General features: G+C 45.6%; 21 protein-coding genes. 1 reads left to right on the plus strand and 20 read right to left on the minus strand.

The window, feature by feature from the left end; translation table 11 throughout:
* Positions 1–2: 2 nt before the first annotated feature.
* The 18 genes from ACH6EH_RS08180 to ACH6EH_RS08265 form a co-directional block, all read right to left on the minus strand.
* The gene (locus tag ACH6EH_RS08180; protein ID WP_397331924.1) at positions 3–401 is read right to left on the minus strand and encodes a VanZ family protein; all 399 of its coding nucleotides are present in this window, start codon (positions 399–401) and stop codon (positions 3–5) included.
* Positions 402–683: 282 nt separating this feature from the next.
* Complete coding sequence (fliT, locus tag ACH6EH_RS08185; protein WP_397331926.1) at positions 684–1040, minus strand: flagellar protein FliT; 357 nt, start codon at positions 1038–1040, stop codon at positions 684–686.
* Entirely contained in the window at positions 1033–1446 is a 414-nt protein-coding gene (fliS, locus tag ACH6EH_RS08190; protein WP_397331927.1) for a flagellar export chaperone FliS, read from the minus strand. The genes fliT and fliS overlap by 8 nt, the downstream gene beginning before the upstream one ends.
* A gap of 17 nt (positions 1447–1463) precedes the next feature.
* On the minus strand, positions 1464–2936 hold the full coding sequence (gene fliD, locus ACH6EH_RS08195; protein WP_397331928.1) for a flagellar filament capping protein FliD: 1473 nt from the start codon (positions 2934–2936) through the stop codon (positions 1464–1466).
* A 48-nt stretch (positions 2937–2984) separates the two neighbouring features.
* Positions 2985–3365 carry a flagellar protein FlaG gene (locus ACH6EH_RS08200; protein WP_397331929.1) on the minus strand — a complete coding sequence of 127 codons (381 nt, stop codon included), beginning with the start codon at positions 3363–3365 and terminating at the stop codon, positions 2985–2987.
* A 356-nt stretch (positions 3366–3721) separates the two neighbouring features.
* A complete protein-coding gene (locus ACH6EH_RS08205) occupies positions 3722–3919 on the minus strand; it encodes a hypothetical protein (protein WP_397331930.1) in 198 nt (65 codons plus the stop codon).
* A 74-nt stretch (positions 3920–3993) separates the two neighbouring features.
* The gene (locus tag ACH6EH_RS08210) at positions 3994–4824 is read right to left on the minus strand and encodes a flagellin N-terminal helical domain-containing protein (RefSeq protein WP_397331931.1); all 831 of its coding nucleotides are present in this window, start codon (positions 4822–4824) and stop codon (positions 3994–3996) included.
* Between the two features lie 141 nt (positions 4825–4965).
* Positions 4966–5211: a carbon storage regulator CsrA gene (csrA, locus tag ACH6EH_RS08215; RefSeq protein WP_397331932.1), complete on the minus strand. Its 246-nt coding sequence runs from the start codon at positions 5209–5211 to the stop codon at positions 4966–4968.
* Positions 5212–5213: 2 nt separating this feature from the next.
* Complete coding sequence (fliW, locus tag ACH6EH_RS08220; RefSeq protein ID WP_397331933.1) at positions 5214–5657, minus strand: flagellar assembly protein FliW; 444 nt, start codon at positions 5655–5657, stop codon at positions 5214–5216.
* Between the two features lie 87 nt (positions 5658–5744).
* Positions 5745–6311 (minus strand): DUF6470 family protein, encoded by a 567-nt coding sequence (locus tag ACH6EH_RS08225; protein WP_397331934.1) that lies wholly within the window; start codon positions 6309–6311, stop codon positions 5745–5747.
* 16 nt (positions 6312–6327) lie between these two features.
* Positions 6328–7251: a flagellar hook-associated protein FlgL gene (gene flgL, locus ACH6EH_RS08230; protein ID WP_397331935.1), complete on the minus strand. Its 924-nt coding sequence runs from the start codon at positions 7249–7251 to the stop codon at positions 6328–6330.
* A 19-nt stretch (positions 7252–7270) separates the two neighbouring features.
* Positions 7271–8845, minus strand: a complete 1575-nt coding sequence (gene flgK, locus ACH6EH_RS08235; protein WP_397331936.1) for a flagellar hook-associated protein FlgK — start codon at positions 8843–8845, stop codon at positions 7271–7273.
* Between the two features lie 20 nt (positions 8846–8865).
* Positions 8866–9366 (minus strand): flagellar protein FlgN, encoded by a 501-nt coding sequence (locus ACH6EH_RS08240; protein ID WP_397332125.1) that lies wholly within the window; start codon positions 9364–9366, stop codon positions 8866–8868.
* A 1-nt stretch (position 9367) separates the two neighbouring features.
* A complete protein-coding gene (flgM, locus tag ACH6EH_RS08245) occupies positions 9368–9658 on the minus strand; it encodes a flagellar biosynthesis anti-sigma factor FlgM (protein ID WP_397331938.1) in 291 nt (96 codons plus the stop codon).
* A 149-nt stretch (positions 9659–9807) separates the two neighbouring features.
* Positions 9808–10212 carry a TIGR03826 family flagellar region protein gene (locus ACH6EH_RS08250; protein ID WP_397331939.1) on the minus strand — a complete coding sequence of 135 codons (405 nt, stop codon included), beginning with the start codon at positions 10210–10212 and terminating at the stop codon, positions 9808–9810.
* A gap of 126 nt (positions 10213–10338) precedes the next feature.
* Positions 10339–10944, minus strand: coding sequence for a ComF family protein (locus tag ACH6EH_RS08255; protein ID WP_397331940.1), 606 nt, complete (start codon positions 10942–10944; stop codon positions 10339–10341).
* Between the two features lie 322 nt (positions 10945–11266).
* Entirely contained in the window at positions 11267–13165 is a 1899-nt protein-coding gene (locus ACH6EH_RS08260; RefSeq protein ID WP_397331942.1) for an ATP-dependent helicase ComFA, read from the minus strand.
* Between the two features lie 458 nt (positions 13166–13623).
* Positions 13624–14046 carry a hypothetical protein gene (locus ACH6EH_RS08265; RefSeq protein WP_397331943.1) on the minus strand — a complete coding sequence of 141 codons (423 nt, stop codon included), beginning with the start codon at positions 14044–14046 and terminating at the stop codon, positions 13624–13626.
* Positions 14047–14222: 176 nt separating this feature from the next.
* Here ACH6EH_RS08265 and ACH6EH_RS08270 point away from each other — a divergent pair, with 176 nt between their 5' ends.
* Positions 14223–14762 (plus strand): 2,' 3'-cyclic nucleotide 2'-phosphodiesterase, encoded by a 540-nt coding sequence (locus tag ACH6EH_RS08270; protein WP_397331944.1) that lies wholly within the window; start codon positions 14223–14225, stop codon positions 14760–14762.
* 126 nt (positions 14763–14888) lie between these two features.
* On the opposite strand, the gene ACH6EH_RS08275 is transcribed toward ACH6EH_RS08270, so the two are convergent.
* Both ACH6EH_RS08275 and ACH6EH_RS08280 read right to left on the minus strand, forming a co-directional pair.
* Positions 14889–15611, minus strand: a complete 723-nt coding sequence (locus ACH6EH_RS08275) for a response regulator (RefSeq protein ID WP_138227270.1) — start codon at positions 15609–15611, stop codon at positions 14889–14891.
* Between the two features lie 4 nt (positions 15612–15615).
* Positions 15616–16770, minus strand: coding sequence for a sensor histidine kinase (locus ACH6EH_RS08280; RefSeq protein ID WP_138227271.1), 1155 nt, complete (start codon positions 16768–16770; stop codon positions 15616–15618).
* Positions 16771–16802: the final 32 nt, after the last annotated feature.

Consider the following 16802-nt stretch of genomic DNA (forward strand, 5'->3'; position numbering starts at 1 on the left):
TTTCATTTCTTTCGCAAGCTTTTTATTTCACTGCTCAAATAGTAAGCCAGATATACCCCCGCCGTATTTATGAGCATGTCGAGAACTCTGGCATCCCGATCAAAAAAAGGCTGTATTAGCTCTGTCAATACGCCATAACCAATAGCCCATAGTAACCCTTTTCGATCCCTGCCAAAGTCGGTCATCAGTAGAGAAAGGATAAAAAAACCTGAGAAATGGCCGATTTTATGAATTATAAAGATTTTGGAGTGGAAAGTGTATACTTTCCAAAAATCCGACCAGGTAGGCTCAGGGCTCAGCATAAAGTGAATTTGAAAATCCGTCAGGATTGGCTGTACTCCTTCACTGCAGGTTCCTATGAATAGCCCAGCGAGACAGATGAAGATGAGGATAATTCGCATAATGAGATACCTTTCGATGCTTGCAATGTGGTTGTTAGTATATCATTCCAACGTTGTCATGGGAATGGTATACACATAGTTCCATCCTCTGATAGGAATTATTATTGAAGCACATCCCATCCTATACTTTTCGCAGAACTTATCCAGAATAGTAAAAAAGCCTTCACCCATCTTGCGAAGTGACGGCTTTATAAATAGCTTTGCTGGACCCACTTTAGAGCGCTTGAACCGGCTTTTTGGAGATAGCTTTTTAGAGACCGTTGTTTGAGGATCTATCTCCGCCTATTTTCTCCGGTCCATCAGAATACTGTCCACAACGCCGTAGCTTTCATAGGCATTGCGCTGTACCTTGGCCTGGCTACGCTGGTGAAGCCATTCCTGAGCCTCCAAATGCAATTCATTCATGCGGGCTCGGATAGGTGGATCATGTTGAAGGACTCGATGCACTAAAGCCTTCTGTCTAGCATCAGGAGCTTGGCTCTCAGTGACACTCAACAGGCGGTTCATTATATGTTCTCTCTTATCTACAAAGACTTCCAGTTCTTCGTATGAACACGATGACACGTTCTCCGTAATACGCTCTGTCTCATTCTTTAACTGGATAATCCAGTAATCTAATGATTCTTGTAAATTATCCATGAACGGTTTCGCTAGAACTAGAGTATGATGTTGATTGAGCGGCAGCGACTTTACTGGCTTCTACCCAAGTTTCACGCAACTCAAGCAGGTATCCCAGTGCTTCCTCTGCCTTAGTCTTATCCTTCTTGATGTTCGCCTCGATCAGCAGGTAGTTCGTGTACTCGTAGAGAACAAACAGATTCTTGGAAATATCGATGGACTGATCCAGTGTAGACATCAACTCGCTCACAATGGCTTGTGCTTTACCGAAATTGAGGTTCGCATTCTCAACATTGGAAGAATCTATAGCCTGCACGGCTGCACGAATAAATCGTATAGCTCCGTCATACAACATCACTACCAATTGTTCAGGTGCAGCTGTAGTCACAGCGGATTGGCGATATTTATCGTAAGGTGTTCGTATCATGTCATCCACCTATCCTTTTATTGAAAGTAATTAGCAAGACTGGCCGACTGTGAATCAAACCTGCTCATGGCAGTTTCCATTGCTGTAAATTGTTTATAAAAGGCCGCCTCCGCACGAGCTAAGCGGCTGGTCATATCGCTGATACGTTTGTTGTAATTTTTGAGCGCTTCTCCCATGATGCTTTCGAGCTTAAATGTGCTGTTAAGATCTGTTGAGAACTTATTAGTTCCTGCCTTCTCACTGAATCTGTCTAATGTAACATTCATTTGATCCATTAATTTATCAATGATTCCTGTGTTTGGGGCAGTGGATGAACCTTGAAACAGGTCCATAATTTGCTGCGGGTTATCTGTGAGCGCCTGTTTCAACTTTGCCTCGTCTATGATCAGCTTGCCGTTTTCATGATATTTACCTGTGGTGATACCACTTCCACTTAAATCTCCTAAATTATCTGTAATGATGTTCCTCATAGCCTGAACAGTAAATTTAAGTATCTCGTCATTCTTGAGCAGCCCGCTCCTAGCTTTGGCTTCCCATTGCTCAATTTCCTTTTCTTTCATCTCTTTTTTCTGTTCGTCCGTCAAGGGCTGAAAACTACGATACCGCTCTTCCCCTATTTTATTGTTCATGTAGCTTAGCAGGTTATTATAGTCATCGACCAGTGATTTGATGGTATCGAACGCTTTTTGTGGGTCGGATTGGGTAGTGATTATGGCAAGGTCGGTGCCTGTTTCAGCAATCAGAGTAAGTTTTGTTCCATTTACCGTAAACGTATTGCTATTACGTTCAATCGTAGTACCATTAATAATAGCCTTTGAATTTTTGCCTGCTGTAATTGTTTCACCTTCCGAGTTAACCTGGATGCCCCCGAAAAGTGTCAACAATGTATTGTCTCCAGAATCTGCATCCGTTAATGTTGACGTTTCTCCATAAGCTTTGGAATGAATCTGCAATTCCCCTGTTAGTTCATCAAACACAGCTGTCGCACCGGCTTTACTATTACTGTTAATTTCAGTTATAACAGATGAGATAGACCTTTCGCCTTTGAAAGAAAACGACTCTCCGTTGATCTTGAGTGTATATGTCTTTCCTGTTGAGCCACCATTAAGTTCCCCTAATGTTGTTGAGGATGTCAGTTGCGATCCTGTAGTAGTGGCACCTGCTGTAGTTAACGTGGTCCGTGTCGCCAATTGTGTCACTTCAACGCTCATTTCAATCCCGTTAGAAGTGGCGGTAGCCTCAGCCTTAACCGCATCAGCGTTGCCCTTCACAACAGCTTTCTGCGTGTTCATCTCTGAAGAATTACCATACTTGAATAACTTATTGTTTCTAAAGTCGACAATTTTACTATTCAGTTCTCTATAACTGTCTCTCGTCCACTCCGTGATGGTTTTCTGTTGGTTCAGTGTGTCTAATGGGATCCTCTTAGCTGTCATAAGCGACTTAACCATACTATCTATATCCATACCGGAAAATCCGTTAATCCTCAATCAAATCTCCCTCCATTCACTTACCTAGAGAACCTATACTTATAGATCCTATACTTTTCGATCAAAAAGAATGCCTGCGATCTCCATCATATTGGCTACGAGATCCAGTGTTTGTTCTCTTGGAATCTCCCTGATGATTTCACCCGTCTGCTTGTCCAGAATTTTAACCATGATATCCTTGGTTTTTTCGTGAATACTGATGTCTAAGGTGGTTTCCGGTCCCTGCATGGACTTCACTGCCCGTTCAATCGCTTGGACCAGCTGTTCTTCTCCATAAGAAACCGCTGAGCCTTCACGTACTTTCTCTGAAAGCGACTGCAGAGTGGAATCTGTGTTTTCCTGAGATGTTGTATTTGAAAATTCTGATGCTCTTGATGTCTGAGGTGAGGGTAACGATGCAGTAGCAGAAAGAGAAAATTGAACTTGCATTCTACATAACCTCCGAAGACTTTAGTTTACTTTATATATCGGAAAGTAGGGCTGAGGATTTTAGATCAATTTATTGAAGGAAACTAACGATTATTGCCTGCAGTATCATTTGTAAGAAGGCTTCGTACAGTGCGTACGATTCCTTTTCGACATATTCTAGAAACGGCTCTGTGAATATATCGGCGAACTTCAGCGACAGCAAATCGGCGTGGGACATAAGATAACTCTCACCATCATCTTTCCCTTCAGAAACAGAAATAGGCCTCTCCCGAGAGAAGCCCGATGTTGATGAGCATCATAAGTATGTATGTTCAAAAATATGATATTGCTTTCGTTTGGTTGCAGTGCTCATTCGATTATTTTTGAAATAATATTTCCATCTTAGTTGCATTTTCGCATTTAGTTTTTGCTTCATCTAGTGTCATTCCAGCACTAGATACCTTTAAAGATGAGACGGCAAAGTAAGGAAACTCACTATTTGCCGTTTTCTTTACGGTGATAGTCACACGTTTCCCTACCAGTACTTTTTCATATTCTTCGATGATTGTATCCATTTTTCCTAACTCCTTCCGAAATTAAAGGAAGAGACCTCAGGAATCCCAAGGCCTCTCTTCGTTTGATATTAAGATTAACGGAGCAACTGCAGTACGCCTTGTGGCTGTTGGTTGGCTTGAGCAAGCATCGCTTGAGCGGCTTGAGCCAGGATGGAGTTTTTAGTCTGCTCCATCATTTCCTTCGCCATGTCTACGTCGCGAATGCGGGATTCAGCGGCGGTAAGATTTTCAGCTGAAGTTCCCAAGTTGTTAATAGTGTGCTCTAAACGATTTTGCACAGCACCAAGATTAGCACGGTTAGTTGAAACAGTGTTTATTGCAGTTTGTACGACACCTAAGTTAGCGGTAGCTATGGCATTTGTACCGTCGAAAGCTTGCAATGCTACAAGATTCAATCCTGTTGCCGCTGTAGTATTATCAGTAAGGGTTAGTGTAATTGTTTCAGTCGCATTTGCCCCCACTTGAAATACTAAAGGAGTACCGGCAGCTGCAGTTGTTAATAGTTCCTTGGTATTAAACTTTGTTTGTGTTGCGATATCCCCAATTTGGCTGGTCAACTGTGTTATTTCTGCTTGAACTTTAGCGTTATCTTGGGTAGTTTGTGTTCCATTTGCTGCTTGGGTATATAATTCTGCCATTCGTTGTAACATTGCATGAGTTTCGTTCAAGGCACCTTCAGCTGTTTGAATTAAAGAGATTGCATCTTGTGCGTTTCGTGCCCCTTGCTCCATTCCTCGAATCTGATTGCGCATCTTCTCGGAAATAGCCAAGCCAGCGGCATCATCACCAGCGCGGTTGATGCGAAGACCAGAAGACAACTTCTCAATGTTCTTGCTTTGGTTTGCGGTGTTGACACCCAACTGACGGTGAGTGTTCAGTGCACCGATATTGTGGTTAATTCTCATAATAATATTTCCTCCTTGAATTAAGTGATCCCACATCCATGTGGTTAAGATTTAGCCATTGCGATCAGGTCGGCCGCCCTTTAGCAATGTTCTACTATATATATCGGAAGATTCTATCCAATATTTATAGCAAATTTCACTTTATTTTTTGTTATTTGAATTCATTGATAACCATTCTTTAAGAGAAGATAGGCTACTGTCCTGATCTGCGATCGAATTGCGGTTGGATTCTTGTATCGTTGCATACACTTCCTTGCGGTAGATACCTACACTCTTAGGAGCTTGAATGCCGATCCGGACTGTATCCCCCTCCACAGCAAGAACCGTAACCTCTATTTCATCTTGAATGACAATCGATTCTCCAACCTTTCGGGATAATACGAGCACGACTACACCCCTCCCTTAGGTTCTGATGCTTGCTCTGAACGAATCAACGAATGTCTGGCTCGATAAGATGTGTGATGCAGGATGATTTGCTTGCCCAGCCGCTGCTGTGGATTCATAACCACAGGCGCTAGCAGGTTAATACTGGAGTCGTCAGGTTGCTCCTTCAATGTCAGAATACATCTTACAATAACTTCTTCTCCGAGCTCCAGCTCCCTAACTTCATATTCAGGTAGCTCAAAGTCATATTCAGGATAGAATGTAAACGGATCTGCCACAACAAACGCCAGTTCCTTGTCCTGCAGGGATTGCAGATAAGCAAAGGGGTATTCCGCCTCTATGAGTGCAAACCTATGTTCTTCTTCAAATCCTGGCAATCCCTTTTCAAAGACATATACCGCATCTTCCTGCACTTCTACTTGTCCCCACATTCCAGTATCAATAATCAACAGTTTCACTCCTCTTCTCTCTCAAAATGTTAAAAAGAAAGCTGCAACCTCATGTTCCCATGCGCAGCTTTCTTACTCTGATTCTTGCTATAGCTGAAGATCCACCACTGGCGGAGTAAACTCCAAGCCTGGATGCTGTCTCATATATACCTCGACCGCTCCCCGATGGTACTCTATCTCTGGTGGACGCCGATTTACTTCAATGTTAACTTGTGCTGCCTCAAATGAGATTTCCGGAGGGCTGCTATCATACTGTAATCTTACATTATCATATGAAGCTCTCTCCCGGAACTCAGGAACTCCAGACGTCTGCCAGTCCCCTCCCCAAATCTCTCCGATCGTGTTCCCGGGTTGGTGTATTGCCGCCATTCGGTTACCTAGCTCAACTCTATGGGCGATAGCCTGCAAGAAGATCTGCTGAACTCCTGAATAAATCCGGTTGTTCACCTCTGTGTAATGTCCCCCGTGGTACGCAGCAAAGGCTCTAGACTGGTCGATGGTCAGCTGCGGCGAATGCTGTGTGATCTCCAGTCTCGACGGTTTTGTCTCAATCGCCATCTCCGCATTGTGCTGGCGAATGGAAAATTGCCCTCTTTCGATATTAAGACCAATCAGTCCAGGTGTCTGACGGATTCCAATAGCAGGATGCAGCATATAAGCCCTCCTGACGTTATCTCAGAAAATCAACCAGAGACGGCTGAATTATTTTGGCCCCAGCTGATAAAGATGCGTTGTAAATGTTCTCTTGAATCTTGGATTTCATAATCAGCTCAGCGTAATCTGCATCTTCTGTCTTTGACTGGAGCTCTGTGAGATTCACGTTCATATCGCCCAGTCGACCCTGCATCAACTCAATCCGATTTGTCTTAGCACCAATCTCAGACCTCACACTAAGCATTTTCTCGATTCTGGTGTCAATATTAGCTAGCTCACCAGACAGCTCTTCCAATCTAGAACCAGTCAATTGCTCCATAATACGATCAAGCATGATAAATACATTATCTATCTCCGTACTGCTTCCAATTACCTCTTCACCTGTCGTATTGATCGGAAGCTGTACCATTTCACCAACTGCGTATTGTATGACGCCTGTGTCGGTTTTTATATTTATAGCCTCAGAAGTATCGATCTTGCCATCCGCACCCACGGGAAAATCATAAGGTTTGACGTCATACTGCTCACCATTAAATATATATTTCCCATTGAATTTACTGTTGGCAATATCAACCAATTGATTCTTTAGTTCACCAATCTCGGCCTTGATACTGTCTAATGCGGACTGAGGGTTGGTTCCGTTAGAAGCCTGAACCGTAAGTTCTCTAACTCGCTGCATGACGTCGCCTGACTGGTTGAGCATCGTGTCATTGAAGTCCAACCAGGATATCGCACTATCTACATTCTTCTGGTATTGTTCATTGGATGCCAGTTCTCCGCGGTAACGCAGGGAGTAAGTAATACCTACTGGATCATCAGAGGGCTTATTGATCTTCCGTCCTGTACTCATCTGGATCTGACTTTCGCTCATTCGCTGGGCGTTGCGGTTCAGGTTGAGCAGCAGCTGGCTGTTCAACATACTGGATGTTACTCTCTGCATATTGTTGAATCCCCTTCCCTTAGCGTCCGACCACGCCTGTTGAGTTAATCAGCTTGTCCAGCAGCTGGTCGAATGTGGTCATGAACCGCGCAGCTGCACTATAGGCGTGCTGAAACTTAATCATGTTGCCCATCTCCTCGTCCAATGAGACACCACTCACCGACTGCCGGTTATTGTTCACTTGGGTTGTCAAAAAACTCGCATTCTCCGTTTGACGATTTGCTTCTTGTCCCCGTACGCCCAATTGACCTACCATGGAGCTGAAGAGCGCATCTACAGTAGCTTCATTGTTACTGCCAGGGAGTGTAAATTTAGATATTTTCAAATTAGCCAGCAAAGAAGCCAATGTATTATTTCCCCGAACCACATTGCCGGTCGTTACATCCAAGCGCATAGAGGTCGCTATCTTATCCGGATTGGACGCAATCTCCGGGTTCAATGCAATATCCCCCGCACCGGTTCCGGCAAAGAAAGGAGGTCCCGGATCAGCAGCCCCGTCCATCGTATACCCCAGCTGATGCAGCCCATTAAAGCCCTTGACTACCGTTGTAATTCCAGTAGTAAGCACTGCATTTGCAGGGACCGGCTGGCCGGCAGTGACCGTAGTCGGCTGACCATTCACCATAAAGATGGCATCTACAGTGAAGACACTGCCTTCTGGCGGCACAGAACCTGCCGGAATAGGAACTTGTACATCTCCGTTCATCAGCGTATTGGCCAGATTGTTGATCTGGTTCCGGTAATCGCTTACGAATGAATCCCGGGAAATTAGCATGCCGTGAACCTCTCCACCTGTCATCATACCGCTGCTATAGGCTCCGGTAAGGAAAGCACTATCTACGGTTTGAGGCGTCCCCGCTCCTTCAAGCAGCGCCTGCCCGCCCAATGAGACGTTATACCCCTGCGGTGTATCCACTACCGTTATGTTTATAATCTTCGACAGCTTGTCTGTCAGCAGATCACGTTGATCTCTTAGATCATTCGCATGATTACCCAGGGATTCAACCCTTGTGATGGCACGGTTCATGTCCGAAATCGAATTGATGTAGCTTTGAATCTCAGATGCCTTTACACTGACGTTCGTAGTCAGATCGCGATCCAGATTATCCAATTGGCGACTCATATGGTTGAGGGCATCGGCGAGAGATTCTGCCGTCTGCTTAACAACCTTGCGGGCCGTTGGATCTTCTGGATTCTTCGACAGCTCTGAGAATGAGTTCCAAAAGTTATCTAGCACGGTTCTAATTCCTGTCTCGGAAGGTTCATTAATAATGGCCTGAAGCTTGTCCAGCGTATTAGCCTGAGTGGCCCAGCTGCCCAGTGAGCTGTTCTCTCCCCGGAATTGATGATCCAGAAAGGCTTCACGGACCCGCTCAATACTTGTGAATTCCACCCCGGTTCCAAGCTGTCCAGGCGCTAAGGAACGATTCAGTCCGTAGGCTTCCATGGGCCTGGACGCTTTCATCTGTACCGTCTGGCGGGAAAAGCCTTCCGTGTTTGCATTGGCTATGTTATGACCAGTTGTGCTGAGTGCAGCAGTCTGGGTAAATAAACTGCGCTTGGCCGTTTCAATTGAGTGAAATGTAGATGCCATATTAACGGCTCCCTTCCTTCTTAAGCTCGGGTATCAAATAATCCCGATCTTTGTGTGTTCCCCGAACGTTCTGATGGATGGTGGTAAGTTGCTTCCTGAGAAGGCTTACCCGTAAGCATATCCAGCGACAGATCGATAAAGGCAAGCGACTGCTGAATCAACTGCTGATTCAGTTCGTTCTTCAATCTTAGCTGCTGAAGTGTATGGGACAGAGATGCCTGAATTGACGACAGCTCTGACTTCTCCTGAGCATCAAAGACAAGCTTTGATATTTCTGTAATAGAAAGCTCTAGCCTGGATTTGATTCCGCGCTCTCGAAGGAAAGTATAAGCCTCATTGACTCTTTGGACCTCCAGCTGTTCAATCACTTTAACAGCCTTGGACTCACGATTCATGAACTGTACAAGTTGATCCACATTGTTATTCATAATTGCGAGTTTCTTGGAATCCGCCAGTTCCAACATATCTAGATATACCGCATGGAGTTTATGCAGGGTGTCTATTAATGGTTGTATTGGCATGTCAATCACTCAGTTGAGTGTACTTTCTGAAATGAGGCAGCAGCCGCTCCGCCAGCTTATCAGCTTCTACCTGATAGGTCCCTGCATCCACTTGAGCTTTCAGATCCTGAATCTTCTTCGCGCGGCCGATATCCTGGGTCTTCCCTTGAGCTTGAAGCATCTCCATGGCTTCCGCAGAGATTGACAACTCGTCCTTCTTCCAGGTCTTCTTCGTATCTTCTTGTTTATGCGACTCTATGTTTCGCTGATACGCATGCACGCCACCGACTCTGCCGGTTTCATTAATCTTCATTCCACTCACCTTCCTGTCCTAATGATCTTCATATATGTTATAAATCCAATCTGTCTACGCGAAATAGAATCGGCCGATAACCTTATACTAAGATTATCGGCCGAAACTGAATCATTTTTAATAGCGCGTTTGTATCGAATTTATAGGTGTTATCGATACCTATCTACAGCTTTATAAGTGGCTTCATGGCTCCGATTCTGATTGGTATCTTTAGTCGAGTGAGTCGTAGCCTCTCTTATCTCTTTCGTAAGGCGGTTCCTGCAAGGATTGCACATGCTGTTCTCCCGAATTAATACGCCACATAACTCGCAAGGATAAGCCATGTTGGGTGCATCTAGAAGGGATATACGTCCTTCTCGGATAAAACGTGTAATCTGTTTAGAAGAAACTCCTGTAGCGTCAGAGACCTGATGAATGGTTGCTCCCTTCTCTTCCCGAAGATATTCTGCACAGCGTGTATACTCCTGCTCGATCTCCTTCTGGCAATCACCGCATAATTCCCGAAGATTTAATGCATATAATCTACCGCAGCGAGGACAATTCCCGATATTCATGACAGCCTCCCGAAAACTACTTAAGTATAATCATAGTATAATCCTCATATTACCATTTGCCTATGCCATAGTAAATCAATTACTAATAGGGCTATTAAAACCCATAAAGAATTGGTTCTCCACTCATTATGACCTTGCCCAGGTTAGTCCGTACACCTCGACTTGAATCCCTTCTGCCGTTGCAAACGTCTGAATGGCATGGCTGCATGCATTCATTGTGCTGCCCGTTGTGTATATGTCGTCAATTAATACTATAGACAATGCTCTGCCAGGCACTTCCGTAACTCGATATGTACTCAACAACTGATTGAACTCCTTGGCTTTTATACTGAACAACTCATGCATACTTGCGAGGCGCTGTGCTCTCGTCTTATAGCTTTGTTTGCCGGAATCGTAGTTTCTTTTTAACAGATCTTCTACTCTTACATTCCTGGTTTCTCCCAGATACGATGCGAGCCTGCGGGCTTGATTAAATCCTCTTTCCAACAACCTCTGCCCGCTGACAGGAACAAACGTAATAACATCCGGTTTCCATATGGGCTGTTTAACACGGCTTCGGCGAGGAGAGGGTTTATTCCATGTATGTTGGTGAGCCAGCCTTTCTTTAAGAAACCATCCTCGTACGGAGACCTCCTGCACTAGCGAATCATAGGCATGCTCAAGCATACTGGAGAGGAGCAGTTCATATCTTACATCGCCCCGATATTTATACTGCGACAGCCACTCTTTCATATACGAATTGTAGTTCACTGCACTGCGGTTCATTATAAAATAGAATGGCTCGCGGTCTGAACGGCAGCAATCCGGGCAACCTATATCTCTGCCGCATCGCAGACAGCGATGATTTTGGATCCAGGGAATGGTCTGATAACAAGCAGCGCAAATTCCGTAATGATTCGGGTATAGAATGGTCTTACGAGTGCATGTCATGCAAGGCCTTCCTGTTGGAGCCAGTAAATGCTGAATCTTTTCCAACACATTGTGAATAACCATAGTTAACATATTGTCAACAACTCCTGCTTCTCCCTTAAATTAACGTATATAGACATCTTATTCATAAAGAAGCGTTTAAATATCCATCTCGGCGGGCAATTCGGTTCATTAGGCGAATTTGAGCCACAGCCCTGCGCTGAGATCTTGTCCAATGGGGAGCACCGATTATTACCTTCCCTGTAGGATCATCATTTGAACGTCCGGCCCTCCCAGCCATCTGGATCAGCGCTGCCTCATCAAAAAGTTGACTGTCAGCATCCAATATAAACACATCACTTTTCGGGACCGTAACTCCCCTTTCCAGGATGGTGGTTGTCACTAGAATTCGAATTAATCTTTGTCGAAACATGGCTACTTTCTCTGATCTCCCTGGGTCTACGGATGATACTCCCTGAATCGAATACTTTCCTCTGAAATGGGATCTTAGCAGTTTTACCAACGGATCGATATGGCGAATACGGGTAACAAATACAAAGATCTGTGCCTCTCTTTGAAGAGAAGCATTCAGTTGACGGCACAGCACAGGAGCTAACTGATTCTTGGACAAGCATTGCTCAACCGAGGGAAGCTTTAATGGTGTAGGTACAGGCAGTGGATAGCCATGGAACCTGGCGGGCACCTTAGCATGCCTGATTTGGCCTGACGAAGCTTGTAGTTGCATTCTAGCAGGCGGTGTTGCGGACAGATAAATGTATTTCCCACCAGGCTTGCATGCAGCCCGGGCAGCATAATCCAGCATCGGATTATTGTGATAGGGGAAAGCATCAATCTCATCAATGACAATGAGATCGAAGGTTCCCTTGAATCGCAGCAACTGATGAGTAGTCGCTACAGTGATATTCCCCTGCTTCCATCGATCAGGGCTTCCTCCGTACAGCGTGACTACAAAGCTGTTCGGGAACGCTTTCATCAGCCTTGGAGCCAGCTCAAGTACCACATCTCTGCGTGGAGCAGCTACGAGCACCTTGCCGCTCTCTCTCTGGAGAATAAAATCCAGCAATGGAAATATCATTTCTGTCTTTCCCGCTCCTGTCACCGCCCAAATCAAGAATCGGTCATCTCCTGTTTCCGATTTAGCCGATTCTTTAAGGAACTGCAGGGCAGCAAGTGCTGCAGTTCCTTGAGCAGCACTCAAGCCCCATTTTGTGGTTAATTCAGCTTTACGGGGTGAGCCAACAGACGGATGATCATCGACTGAATATGATTTTCCCATCAACATTATTGCACAAGATCGGCATCTTCCCATGCTAATGCAGACTTCGCAGTAAGCACATGCATGAGAGCTGCAGGAGGCACAAGCCGCTTGATGTTGAATATCACTTCCACAGCGCCTGCAGCGCGATCTCTCAACACTTTTACTCCTGCGCCATATGCATCTTCGAGCTTTAGTGAATGATTCTTGGATAATTCCACTTTCTATGCTTAGGCGACCCTTCAGATAGCCAAGCTGGGCAGCAGCCAGCCAGCCACCTGGCAAGCTTAATCCTTCCTCTTGAAGTAAACTCTCCACTTCTTCCGCCAGGAGGCCTCGGCCTTGTAATAAAATCTCCATTTGCTTTGATAAATTCTGAATACGAAGCCACAAGGAAGGCTCATACTCTGACCTCAACCAGGAAGCTTCAACACTGGGTCTTATAATCACCACTCCATGATTCACTCTATGTAGCCAACCCACTTGCTCCAATGGTGGTTCTAACCGGATACATCTATTTAATGCTCCTGTTATGTAATGCCTCCACCTTTGTTCATCCCAAAACTCCATGTCGTACAGAGCCTTGAAGTCATTACGTAACTGAATTGCCCATCCTAAAGGGATTGGACAGGTTAACCATATTAATTTAGCTGCTAATCTGCTTCGTTCCGATTGTGCGAACCACCACTGCAGGTCCGTTTTGATGTCCAGCGAGGGAATTAACCTCCAATCTTGCTCAAATCTTATAATGTATATATTAGCTTGCATCTCGACCCCTCCTCTCGGTCTTATTGGTTTTGTTCCTTAACTAGCACATGTTTTGTCGGAGTTCTCTTATAACTTATCTTCGACATTTCTAACTTGAAATTTTAGTATATTAATAATATTTTTTTTATTAATTACATATATTTGAATATAAAAAAAGAATATTAATCTTGATAACAAACACAAAAACACACCTAACCTAAATCAGGTCAAAGTGTGCTTCACTTGATCTTGATGATCTCATTATTGGAATCTTAATTACCTACTCGTTTGCACCCATTTTTGCCAACTTTAATCCACAATCGTTTCTCACCATCTTTAACTAGTTTAATGCTAAAAAGCTGTAAAGGTGTCCATATATCTCCCATATAACAAAGTTCGTCATCTCGTTGCCCTCTATGGTTAGAGTACTTTAAGATTATGATAAAGGGAATCACAAAAATATACTGCCGCTGACTTATCTACCAATAAGGAATTCGAGCCGCTTCACCACCACCCCGCAGATCGATGTATATACTCCGGTCATCCTTTTTTCGGGTATTTCTCAACATATGCTTCAACTGATACTTGGCCTGCTCATCCATCTCGATCACTATCAGCTCCACGCCTACATGAGCAGCCACCCTCTGCAAGATAGCCAACGTTCTATCATTCGATTGTTCGTCAAAAACCGTCACCTTCACGCGGACACCACTCAACAGAGCATATAGTGAAAGGGCTCTCACGATCCATTCCACCTGCCGCTCATGGTTGGAGGTTACCAGCACATAATGCACCGCCCGGCGCCGTCCCTGCCATTGCTTGATATATCGGGCGTGCACGCCATGCACCAGCGCAACGGCTGCAGCGTATGTGATCAGGATGCCTAGCAAGTGGGCAACCATGAGACTCACCTCCTTCGTATACAGCAGTATATGCTGCCGCCTCCAGCAAGGTGAGTGAATGCCCAGGTAGTGCTGATTAATATATAACACGAACTGTTTCTAACATTATATCTGCGGGTATTATAAATTTGGTATTATATGGTGTCTAAATCACTTACATATTGGAGGCGTTTAATATGAAAAAATCTGCTTACGTACTTAGCGGAGTCTTGATTGGTGCTGTACTCTCTACAACAACTGTGGCTATGGCAGACCAGGTTAAAAGCATGATCGGCAAAAAAGTAGCCGGGGAGTACACAGTTAATGTCAACGGCAAGCTTTTGACCGACAAAGCTATTGTAGTGGATAACAAAGCCCATGTACCTCTTCGAAGCGTTAATGACTCCCTGGGCGGCTCCCTGAACATTGACGGCAGAACCATCATTATCAAGACAGAAATCCCCAAAGACACTGCAATCCCGGTCAGCAACAATAAATACCTGGGAAAAAGCAAAACCGAGATTGAAGCAACATTAAAAATTTTAAAAGAAGATGTTTTGCAGGAAGCACTGGATGCCCGTGATCGCGTCACGGCCGAAATCAACCGACTGAAGCTCGCAGAGACGCCTGAAATGATTCCTTTCTGGGAAGAGCAGCTAGTGGAGCACAACAAATCTATTGTTGGAATTCAAGCTGATATTGCTGAAGCAGAAGCCGCCCTTGCAGCAGTTAAATAAGAACACCTTCATCAGAGCCCTTCAGGGCTCTTTTGCATTTATGCGCCTCCCCCAACGCAAAAAGGAACCGCCCTCCGGCGATTCCCCTCCATCCGCAAGCGGCCCCCATACCTTGGGACATGCCGCTTACAGCGTCACCCAGCCATACTTGATAGAGTTGATCACGGCCTGCGTGCGGTCGTCGACCTCCATCTTCTGCAAAATGCTGCTGACATGGTTCTTTACGGTTTTCTCACTGATGAACAGGTACTCCCCGATCATCTTGTTGCTCTTGCCCTCCGCCATTAAGCGCAGCACTTCCGCCTCCCGGCGGGTGAGCGGATTGTTGTCGCCTGCGACAAACTTCACGCCGGCTTCACGCGATGTACCTTCGGCCATCGCGCCCGCTTCGTTGACATAAGTCATGCGGCGCAGCTGCTGTATGAGCTTGCCAGTCACCTTCGGATGGATAAAAGCAAAGCCCTCGTGCACCGAGCGGATCGCGTTGATAAGCGACTCGGCCTCCATATCCTTCAACAGATACCCGTTCGCCCCTTTGCGAAGCGTCTCAAACACGTAGCTTTCATCATCATGAATCGATAGAATAATGACCTTGATCTCCGGGAACATTTCACGCAGCTTCTCCGTTGCCTGCACGCCGTTCTCGGTCGGCATATTAATATCCATCAGCACGATATCCGGCTTCTCGACATTGCAGAATTCCAGCACCTGAATGCCGTCTCCGCATTCGCCGATGACGTCGATATCGTCCTCCATATTCAGAATTCGTTTCAGTCCTTCGCGGAACAGCTGATGATCGTCCGCCAGAAGCACTTTAATGACCGGTTTTTCATTATCCATAAGCTCCATCCTGTTACTCCTTTCTCTTCTCTACGTTCGTCGGGATGTGGATCACGATCTTGGTGCCCTCATTCTCGGCGGAATTGATCTCCATTCTCCCTTCAAGCAGCTCGACCCTCTCGCGCATGCCGATTAATCCAAAGTGGTCCTTGCTCTTCTGCTCCAGCAATTCGACCTTGAAGCCCAGTCCATTGTCCTGGACCACAATCTTAATCATCTGGGCCTGGTAGGTCAGCTCCACCAGCACGTACGTCGGATAGGCATGCTTGGCCGCATTCGAAAGGCCCTCCTGGACCAGCCGGTACACCGCCGCCTCCATGGCTGAAGAAAGGCGATGCTCATTGCCCCTTGTCTCGAACAACGTACGGATCTTTGTTTTTTCCTCAAAATCATGCACGTACTTGCGAAGAGTAGGAATAAGTCCCAAATCATCGAGAGCCATGGGACGCAGGTTAAAAATCACCTTGCGCATTTCCTCCAGGCTGGATCGAACCTGTCCCTTCAAATCTACTATTTCGTCCTGCACCATCTTAATTTCCTGCTTCGTCAGCATTCTTTCCACAATTTCTGTCCGCAGCACCAGATTCGCCAGCAGCTGGGCAGGGCCATCGTGAATTTCACGCGCAATTCGCTTCCGCTCTTCCTCCTGGGCCAAAATAATCTTCAAGCCAATGACCTGGCGGTTCTTGGCAGACTCAATAATACGGGATACCTGTCCAAGCTCACCCGACAAATATTCCAGCACTACGCCCATTTGAGAGCCGATGGATTCCGCGCGTTCCACCGAATGCTCAACGTTTCGCACCCTTTTTTGCAGCTCATCCCGCCGCGCCTTCAGGTACATTTCTTTCTCGCGGTAGATCATAAGATCAAGCTGAAGCTGTGTTGCCTTTTCATACGCCTGTTTGATGTCCTCTTCCTTATACCGGACGAAATCCCGGCTGACCTCTGTCAGCCGGATCCGGGAGCGGCGGTAGTTCATCTCCAGCTGGTCCACCTTTTCCAAGGTTTCCGTCGTTTCCTTCAATACCTGCTGCAGTTCCTGATTGAGAGACACCAGCTCATCGCGGGCCGTCTCCAATATTTCAAACATCTGGTATTTGCTGTCCTCCATCACCTGGATGGCGTTCTTTATGACACGATCAATGGCATCAGCTTGATAATCCACGCACTCTACTCCATTTCTAACGTTTCATACTA

This window comes from Paenibacillus sp. JSM ZJ436, from assembly GCF_044383795.1.
Lineage (GTDB): Bacteria > Bacillota > Bacilli > Paenibacillales > Paenibacillaceae > Paenibacillus_AQ > Paenibacillus_AQ algicola.